Raw genomic sequence first — 8,930 nt, forward strand, 5'->3', positions numbered from 1 at the left:
GGCGCGCTTGAGGCGGTCGCCGAACACGCCGATCTGGCGCAGTGGAGCGCGTTCCTGGCGCTGCAGGCCCTGCTGGTAGCCGTCCATGGTGAAACCGCCAAGCTCGGCGAACACCCGGCTCGGTGAGTGGATGCCGAGTTTCTCCTTGAACCAGCCCACCACGGCCTCGGCGGTGCCGCCGATGGCGTCCTTCAGGCCCTGCCAGCGCTCGTCGATTCCGTTGACCAGGCCCTGGATCAGGTTGCCGCCGAAGCCGGCGAACACGCGGCTGGGCGAGTGGATGCCGAGCACCTCCTTGAACCAGTTCCCGACGCCGCCGGCCATCCCCCTGATGGCATCGCCGAGCCGGCTCAGCCCGCCGCTGATGCCACTGATGATGCCGTCGATGATCGCGCCGCCCAGCCCGGTGAGCGTGGTGGGTAGCCGCATGCCCAGGGCGTTCAGCGCCGAGGAAATGCCGCGCCACAGTAGGCCCAGCGGCGACCAGTTGGCCAGCAGGCGCATGACGCTGCCGACGCCGCCGGAGAACGCGGCCTTGATGTCGTTCCAGCGCTCGCCGAACCAGGCGCTGATCGAATCCCAGTTGCGGTAGACCAGGTAGGCGCCGGCGGCGAGGGCGGCCACGGCGGCGACGATGCCCATGATGGTGAGACTCACCGGGTTCATCGACAGCAGGGTGAGGGCGTAGTTGACCATGGCGATCGGGCCGATTACCGAGCCCAGCAGCACCATGAAGCCCCCGCCGATGGCCACCAGGGCGGCCAGCCCCGCGGCGGCGGTGGCCAGGGTGCCGGTGAGCTCAGGGTTCGCCTTCATCCAGTTGCCGATCGCGCGGGTGATGCGGGTGACGTTCTGGATCAGCCCGCGCAGGGCGCCCTCGTTGGTGTCGGTGAGGGTGATGCCGATCTCCTGCCAGGCGCTGTTCAACGACTTGAGGTCGCCGCCGATGTTGTCGGCCATGGTCTTGGCGACCCGGGCGTTCTCGCCGGCCGCCTGGGTGAGGATTTCGGTGAAGCCCTCGATCCCGGCGGCGCCCTGCTGGTTGATCAGCTCGGCCATGCCGGCCGCCGGCTCCTCGCCGAAGATGGCCTTGAGGTGCTCCATGCGTTCGGCGTTGCCCAGGTTCTCGGTGGCCTTGGCCACGTCGGTGAGGATCTGGGGCACGTTGCGCATGTTGCCCTCGGCATCCTTGATGTTGATGCCCAGGGTCTCGATGGCGCCGGCGGCCTTTCCGGTGGGGGCGGCCAGCCGCGTCATCATGGCGCGTAGCGTGGTGCCCGCCTGGCTGCCCTGGATGCCGACGTTGCCCAGCAGGCCGGACATGGCCGCGGCCTCCTCGAGGGACAGGCCCATCTCGCGGGCGACAGGCGCGACGTACTTCATCGAGTCGCCGAGCATCTCCAGATCGACGTTGGCGCGGGTGGTGGTGGCCGTCAGCAGGTCGCCGACGCGGCCCATCTCCGCGGGATCGAGCCCGAAGCCGGAGAGGATGTTCGAGGAGATGTCGGCGGTGCGCGCAAGGTCGGTGCCGTTGGCCAGCGCCAGGTTGAGCATGTCGGCCATCGAGGCCTGGATAGCATCCGGCGAGAAGCCGGCCATGGCCAGGAAGCCCTGGGCGTTGGCTGCCTGCCCGGCACTGAAGGCGGTGGTCGAGCCCAGCTCGCGGGCCTGCTCGCGCAGCGCCTTGAAGCGCTCGTCGTTGCCGTCCAGGCGGGTGAGGGCCTGCACGCGGGACATGGCCTCGCCGAATTCCACGCCCGGGGCGAGCATGCGCGTTCCGGCATAGAGTACGCCGCCGCCGGTGGCCAGCCCGGCAGCGCCCGCACCGGCCATGTTGCCTGCGCGGCTGACGCTGCGGTCGTAGCGGCGTCGTGCCTGGGCGGCGTGCTTCTGCTGCTCGCCCAGCCGCTTGAGCCTGCGGCGCTGTTCCTCGACCGCCTGGCTGGCCTCCTGCATCCCGGTGGCCAGGCGCTGCTGGTCTCGACGCAGGTCCGAGGTGCTGATGCCGCTCTCGTTGAGCGACGAGCGCAGCCGCTGGAGCTCGCGGCGCTCGTCGTCGTAGCGCCGGGAAAGCCGGCGCGCCTGCTCGATGGCCTTCTTGCGCTCGGCGACCAGGGAGGCGGTGTCGCCCTCGTGGGACTGCATCTGCTGGGAGAGCCGGCGGATTCGGTCCTGCTGCTCGCGCAGGGCCCTGGCGGTCTCGCCGGACTGGTTCTTGAGGGTGCGGAAGGAGCTGACGTTCTTCTGGACCGCCTGCAGCTGCCTGAGGCGGTCGCGGTTGTCCTTCATGGCCTGGGCGGCGTTCTGCGAGGCCCGCTCGATGGCTTTGAGCGGGCGGGAAGCCTTATCGGCGGCGTCGAGGATGACTTGCAGCTTGAGATCGCGCGCCATGGGAGGCTCCGTGGTCGTCGGCGGCGCTGCGCTTGCGCGCTCGTTCGCGCCATTCCATCAGTTCGCGCAGGGAGAGGTCCGCGCAGTCGGCGGGTGTCCAGTGGAAGACGATGGCCAGGTCGGCCATCGCTTCTTCCACCTGGTCAGGGAGTGCTATTGCAGGCCCCGAAGACCGGCCTAGTCGGCCTCGCCCTTGGCCCGCTTCGTCAGCAAAAAACCGGCGATCTCGCCGCCGCACTGCACCAGGTCGGCGGGGTCCATCTGGCGGACCTCGGCCGCGGCCAGCGAAGGGTTGGAGATCCGCGGGATCAGGGTGATCAGCGCGTCGGTCTGCATCTGCAGTACCTCGGCCAGGGAAACGCCGCGCAGCTCGCCGGCGGACGGCTTGCGCAGGGTGAGCTCGGTGACCTCGGTCTCGCCGCGCTTGAGCGGGGTGTCGAGCTCGACGGTCGCGCTGGTGTGAGAAACAGGGGCTTGGACGACTTGGGGCTTGGTCATGGTTCAGTGCTTCCTTGGGTGAGGGGAGATCAGAGGCCCAGGGCCTGGCGGCGCTTGGCGAGCATGTCCTCGCCGTTGACCTTGAACACGTAGTTCGGGATGTCGATCTCGATCTTGGTGGTGCCGTTGATCGTCAGCTTGTAGTAGCTGAGGGTGCTGGTGACCTGGTGCTCGGTGTTCTCGCCGGCCTGGGCGTCGCCCATGTCGATCTCGGTATGCCGGCCGCGCATCACCACTTCCACCGCCGCCACCTCGTCGACGTCGTCGCGCTCGTAGCTGCCGGTCATACGCAGCATCTCGGCATCGATGCGCGAGCTGCCGAAGTTGTCGAAGATCGACTCGACCAGGCCGCCGACGGTCCACTGGCAGGTGAGCAGGCCGTCCATGCCCATGTCGATGCCGACGGTGCCGTCCATGCCGCCGCCGCGCCATTCCTCGATCTTGCGGGTGAGGGTGGGCAAGGTGACGGACTGGATGACGCCCTGCCAGCTGTCACCGTTGCTGAACAGGTTCAGGTCCTTGAGTTTCTTCGGAAGTGCCATGGATCAGGTCCCTCGTCAGTTCAGGCGGTGGCCGCGACGCGCTCGGCGAAATCGGCCAGGTAGGAATCGGTGATGCGCTGCTGGAAGCCCAGGTCCTCGAGGGGCGGCACCGGCGTGTAGTCGTAGTCGATGCGCAATTTGCCCGCTTTCAGCGACTCCTGGGTGTTGAGCTCGTCGTTGAGCCAGGCTTGGCCGTCGACGATCAGCCCCAGGCTCTTGAGCTCGCTGAACTTGGCGTTGATGCCCTCGATGATGTCGCGGGCCAGGGAGGCGTGCATGGGCTTGTCGACCGCCCACAGGTGCGCCTCGGCGATGGTGTCGGCGAGGATCTGTGCGGTGCGGGTGTAGTTCTCGAACGGGAACAGGGACAGCGGGCCAGCGCAGGTGCGCGAGCCCCAGAATCGATAGCCGCCCTGGTTGATCAGCGTGGTGACGTCCGCGGCGTTGAGTATGCCGGCATCGGTGTTCGGCGACTGCAGGTCCCAGAACACGTCCTTCGAGATCCCGGTGACGCCGTTCACCACCACGTTCGAGAGGGTCTTGTGCCAGCCCACCTCCTGGTCGAGCTTGGCGCGAAGTCCCAGGGCCACGGCGATCGGGCTCACCGTGTCCGTGGCGGCATCGTCGGTGTCGAACGCCTCCCACTGCGGCCAGACGATCATCAGCTCGCGCGCGCCGAACTGGTCGCGGTAGGCGGTGACGTCGGTGACGGTCTCGCAGCCGTGGGCATAGGCATAGCCGAAGGCGCGCAACTGCTGAAGGATCGGCACCATGGCGGTGGCCACCGGCTGGGTGTCCAGTGTCGGCACGCCGATGATGCGCGGCGTGACGCCGAGCTTCTGCTTCGCGGTGAGCAGCGCCTGCAGGCCGGTGCGCTGGCCGGTCTCGGTGGTGGTGCCGATCACGTTGGCGGTGGTCTCGGCGCTGGTGCTGCCCTCGGCAACGCGCACGGCGACGATGATCGGCTTGGACTGCTGGCCGATGGTGGTGAGGGCGTCCTTCAGGGTGCCCTGGGTGCCGGCCTTGCCGATCGCGGTGTCGACGTTGGTGATCAGCGTCGGCTGGTTGAGCGGGAAGGCCTCGTCGACACCGCCGGTCAGCTTGGTGAAGGGCTCGGCGCCGAGCACACCCAGGCCGGACTCGCCAGCAGGCAGGGCGGCAGCAACCAGGGCGGAGGCGCCGACATGGGCGTTGACCGCCGTGACGACGTCGTCGGCGGTGCTGACGAGATCGCCCTCGGCATCCGTCGCCAGACTGACGGTGATCTCCTTGCCGGACACGCTCACAGCCAGCGCCTGGGAGGCCTCGCCGGGATCGACGTAGCGCACGCGGATCTGGTTGCCGGCCGTGCCGATGGCATTGGCGGTGTAGATAACGCCGGTGTCGGCGGCGGTCTGGTCGAGCGTCAGCGCCGCGGCGGTACCGGGCGCCGCATCGGGCGCGGTGCAGACGATCCCGATGATCGCGGTCGACACCGTGCGAATGGTGCGGGTGCCGTCGTTGACCTCGGAGACGCGCACCCCGTGGTGGTATTGATCGAGTGCCATGGGAGGCTCCTGCGCAGGGGTTCAGCGGTTCGTGACATCACGCTGGTATCGTGCGGCGCAGGCGGGCGGTGCGTTAGTGGCTGAGGGTGTGGGCGAGGGGACTCACACCCTTGGCTCGCGGCAACTACCGCTCAGTCGAGCCAGGCCAGCAGGACCGGCTCGGCAAACCTGGAGAAGGCCCCCAGTGCCGGCAAAAGGATCGACAACCCAAGGCAGAACCGGATGAACGGCGAAGCCGGTAGCTCGATCTTGAGCCAGAGCCATTGGATCGAGGCTCTGCCTGATCTACGATGTGCCATGCAATAACCCTGTGTTGAAGGCGCGCCAACGCCTGATGCATTCAAAGCCCCGGTTGCCGCCGGGGCTTTTCTATTTTTCCCCTAAGTCATCTGGTGACCGATTATCTCGCACCGCTCCACGGTGCGCTGGATGTCCTCGGCTCCCATCATGGTCAGGTAGGGGCTGGACTGACAGGGCCTGGTATCGAGAATCGTCAGGGCCTGGTAGTGCCGCGCCTGCTACTTTCCTTGAAAAACCACATATAAACATATGGTTACGAATCTTCTTCTCTTCTCATAACCTCACTCATCAACTCGATGACCATGGAGAACTTCAGGTGCAGCTTCATGCTGTGGACCACCACGCGCAGGGTGGCGTCGCCTTAGGGCAAGGGCCCGCTGGAGCACACTGGACATCAGTCTGCCAGCGTGGATTATCGATTCCGTGATCGGGCCGTTGTGAAACGCCGATCTACAGCTCTGAAGCCCGCAGTGCCGCGGTTTAGGAGGACATGACCATTTCCAGGTGCTAGGCGAATTTCACGCTGGAGTCATCGTGGCGCAGGGGAGGTTGGGTCTCTAGCTCTGGGATTTGTGGGGCGGGGATGGCACAAAACGCCTGCCGCGTGGCGTTGAGTCTCTGGTATGGTGCTGGTTCTTAAGCGTAGCCATCGAATGAATACTCCACTTATGTGAGGGTGAACGGGAAAGGAGGCTTTCAGGGTGAAGACTTTTTACACAGTAGATCGAGCAAGGACTCTATCTCCAGGACAAGTTCTATCGCCCTTCAGAAATGGTGTGAGTGAAGAACCCTTCCGCACATTTCTTGATGATCTTTTTCCTAATGGGATTTCTAGGCATGGGCAGCAGTATTTAGAGAATCCTAATTGCGCTTTTTCAAGCAGAGAAGGAGCACTTGAGCTATATTTCGAAGAAGTCAGGAAAAGGTGTTATCAAGAGCTTCCTTCGCGTTTCGAAAGCATTTTTTGTTGTGAGTCTGCTGATGAAGCTATAGAAATGAGAGGGATGCTTCATAATCCTGGGGTGCCAATATTTGAGGTAAAAGTCGACGGGAGCATCCATCGAGCAAATATGTCACTTCTGAATAATGTGGGATCAATACTATCTTTGTCGCACCGTGCGCATGAATATTGGCAGGGTGTAGAAGGTGGAGTAGATCAAGGCCCAGTCTGGGAGATTATTGCAAAACTTCCGGTAGAAGTTGGCCAGAGGATAAGATAAACATAGGCCCCTAATTTTGGGGCCTTGCTGTTGCGGAGGATCCTTACCACACCACTGCTTCGATCCCCTCCCGGTCACCAGCCTCCAGAGCCTCGTCGATCGCGTCCTTGCGGTCCCAGCTGCGGGCCTTGAGCACCTTGTAGTGGCCCAGGGCCGCGTCGGTGAGGGCGATAGTCTCGTCCGGCGTCAGCGGGTAGCGGGTGTTGGAGGCCGCGCGGAACTCCTGGACAGCGCCGGTCTCGCCGGCGGCCTTGAGGTCGCGGGCCTCGATCGCGAGGCCGAGCAGGTTCTGCCGGTCCTCGGCCAACATCTGCACCGTGTCCTCGCTGCCGTCGGGCATGGTGTAGGGCATGCCGGCGGCGAGGGCATCTGCCAGGGCGATGGCGATCACGTCGCGCTGGCGGGCGGCGAGATCCTCGAGGGGCTCGGGCGGCGCCTCATCCAGCGCATCGGCGGGCGGTTCTTCGTCGAGCTCGGTAATCTCATGGCGGCTGCCGTCGGTGAGCCAGTAGACATGACCGCGCCAGTCGGGCACCACTTCCCAGGCTTCGCCCGCCCACCGGGCGGTCTCGTTCGCGCCGGTGGCCGGTGGCTCGATGGCGGTTGAACCGGCCGGGATGCGCGGCTCGCGGCGCATTGGATCGAGGGGCGCCTCGCGCCCCGCAGGGTCGATGACGGTGCCGTCGGAGGGGTTGATGTCGTAGATGCGCACGATCGGCTCCCTTAGATCTTGGTTAGGTAGATAACGGCGTTGTTCCTAGGCCGCGTCGCTGAAAGCCAGTGGCGGCCAAAAGAAGTCGAGACCTCTGAGCCGGTTCCTGCGTATCTCAACCGATACCCTGGATAATCAGAAGAAGAAAAAGGGTCAGATCCATAATCAACGTCTGACTTGTCAAAAAGAACGGAGTGAGAGCCGCTATTATTGTCGTCATATCCGCCCACAAGTGTAGGCTTTTGCCATGACGCCAGTGATCGCCCAGCGTCTACTCCCTTCCCATTGTCCCAGCCGCGCTTAAACTCGCCGCGGTCGTCTGGGAGGTGGAAGGTCGTCGAACCGTCTCCGTCGCCATGGGTGATGCCGTAGACGTCGAAAATGCGGCGATAGTCGGCGCGGCTGATTTCCGCCCCGTCGTTCTCGATGTAACCCTCGGGGAGCGTCTCGCTGCGCCACTCGATAGTGGCGCCCGGCGTGACCCCATCCCACTCCATCCAGATATGCGGCCGGTTGGCGGCATTGGTGGGGTTGGTGCCCTGGGTGGTGCCAGCCTGATCGCGGTCGTAGAACTCGTAGAACGCCCCATCGCTGCCGCGTACCACTTCGCCGGTGGTATAGATCCGGTCGCCATCGTAGTTGGCGAACTGGTATCCAGCGTCGGCGATGGCCTGCTCGATCGCTGCCATCAATGCCTCGTCGCCGGCATCCGAATATTCCCGGGTGGCCAGGACCACGCTGGGATCGACCTTTAGGGTGACGGCGCTGGTGTCGCTGACCTCAAGCACGAAGCGCACGGTCTGGGTGCGCGAGCTACCCTCGGCCAGCACCGGCTTGTAGGTCTCGGGGTAGTTGCCGATGCCGATCAGGTCGCCGTCGACGTCATATACGCCGATCTCGCGGATGGTCCAGCCGCCGACGTCGGGCGGGAGCACCTGCTCGACCACGATCCATGATGGGTTGTCGGGGTCGGTCTGGCTGGCGTTGATCGGCGCGCGGCGCACCTCGTTGACCAGGGCTGTGGCGCTGCTGTCCGGGGTGGGCAGGCTGCCGCCGCCGTCGCCGACGGCCAGTTCGGTGATCTCGATGCTCTGCCCGAGCGCCACGGCGTTGGCGAGCTTCGCCTGGCCGGTGTCGGTGAGCAGGGTATAGAACTGGGGCATGTGGGGCTCCTCTCGTTATCAGAGCGGGTAAACGGTGGCGGTGTCGGTGCTGTCGGTGGCAGCGCCCAAAAAGAACAGGCCGGTGACCTCGGTCTCCTCGGCGACGAAGGGCATGACCATGGTGATGTCGCCGTCGTAGGTGGTGGAGGCCACGTGGGCAGTGCCGCGGCTCTCGCCGGCGAGGTCCAGGGCGCTGACGTGGCGCGAGACCGGCTTGGCGTCGTCGATCAGCCGTTCGAGCTCGGTGTACATGCCCTCGGTGATGCCGGTGTCGAGCACGCCGATCCTGAGCGCGAAGGTGCCTGGCGTGCCGGCCGGCTCGGTCTCCCACCACTCCACGACCTCGAGCAGATAGCCCAGCGGCTCGACCACGCGGCGAAGCGCCGAGATGGTCCCTTTGCGCTGGTGGACGTAGAACGCTGAGGCGATGACGTCGCGCTTGGCGGCCTCGCTCCAGGTCGGGTCCCAGCGGTCCACCGAGAACGCCCAGGCGAGGTACGGCAGCAGGTGGGCCGGGCAGGTCGCCGGCCGCCACAGGTCGCGTAGCGGCACCGGCA

9 protein-coding genes are annotated in these 8,930 nt (G+C 65.3%); 1 reads left to right on the forward strand and 8 read right to left on the reverse strand.

Annotation, left to right across the window (positions count from 1 at the left end; all coding sequences use genetic code 11):
* The 5 genes from NH448_RS22530 to NH448_RS22550 all read right to left on the reverse strand — a co-directional run.
* Nucleotides 1-2,391 (reverse strand): phage tail tape measure protein (locus NH448_RS22530; RefSeq protein WP_253029506.1); only part of this gene is annotated, 2,391 nt, incomplete at its 3' end.
* Nucleotides 2,345-2,518 (reverse strand): GpE family phage tail protein, encoded by a 174-nt coding sequence (locus NH448_RS22535; RefSeq protein ID WP_253029507.1) that lies wholly within the window; start codon nt 2,516-2,518, stop codon nt 2,345-2,347. The genes NH448_RS22530 and NH448_RS22535, both read right to left, overlap by 47 nt.
* Before the next feature lie 50 nt (nt 2,519-2,568).
* Entirely contained in the window at nt 2,569-2,889 is a 321-nt protein-coding gene (locus tag NH448_RS22540; protein ID WP_253029508.1) for a phage tail assembly protein, read from the reverse strand.
* A gap of 29 nt (nt 2,890-2,918) precedes the next feature.
* Nucleotides 2,919-3,431, reverse strand: coding sequence for a phage major tail tube protein (locus NH448_RS22545; protein WP_253029509.1), 513 nt, complete (start codon nt 3,429-3,431; stop codon nt 2,919-2,921).
* Between the two features lie 20 nt (nt 3,432-3,451).
* A complete protein-coding gene (locus NH448_RS22550; RefSeq protein ID WP_366078357.1) occupies nt 3,452-4,978 on the reverse strand; it encodes a phage tail sheath subtilisin-like domain-containing protein in 1,527 nt (508 codons plus the stop codon).
* Nucleotides 4,979-5,979: 1,001 nt separating this feature from the next.
* Here NH448_RS22550 and NH448_RS23745 point away from each other — a divergent pair.
* Nucleotides 5,980-6,498: a DUF2441 domain-containing protein gene (locus NH448_RS23745; protein WP_253029510.1), complete on the forward strand. Its 519-nt coding sequence runs from the start codon at nt 5,980-5,982 to the stop codon at nt 6,496-6,498.
* A gap of 43 nt (nt 6,499-6,541) precedes the next feature.
* Here NH448_RS23745 and NH448_RS23750 read toward each other — a convergent pair whose 3' ends face one another.
* The 3 genes from NH448_RS23750 to NH448_RS22570 all read right to left on the reverse strand — a co-directional run.
* Nucleotides 6,542-7,210 carry a DUF4376 domain-containing protein gene (locus NH448_RS23750; RefSeq protein ID WP_253029511.1) on the reverse strand — a complete coding sequence of 223 codons (669 nt, stop codon included), beginning with the start codon at nt 7,208-7,210 and terminating at the stop codon, nt 6,542-6,544.
* Nucleotides 7,211-7,221: 11 nt separating this feature from the next.
* Nucleotides 7,222-8,373: a phage tail protein gene (locus tag NH448_RS22565; RefSeq protein ID WP_253029512.1), complete on the reverse strand. Its 1,152-nt coding sequence runs from the start codon at nt 8,371-8,373 to the stop codon at nt 7,222-7,224.
* Between the two features lie 18 nt (nt 8,374-8,391).
* On the reverse strand, nt 8,392-8,930 hold a 539-nt coding region (locus NH448_RS22570; protein ID WP_253029513.1), incomplete at its 5' end, for a phage tail protein I.

Origin of the sequence: Halomonas sp. OfavH-34-E (assembly GCF_024124525.1) — a bacterium.
Lineage (GTDB): Bacteria > Pseudomonadota > Gammaproteobacteria > Pseudomonadales > Halomonadaceae > Halomonas > Halomonas litopenaei.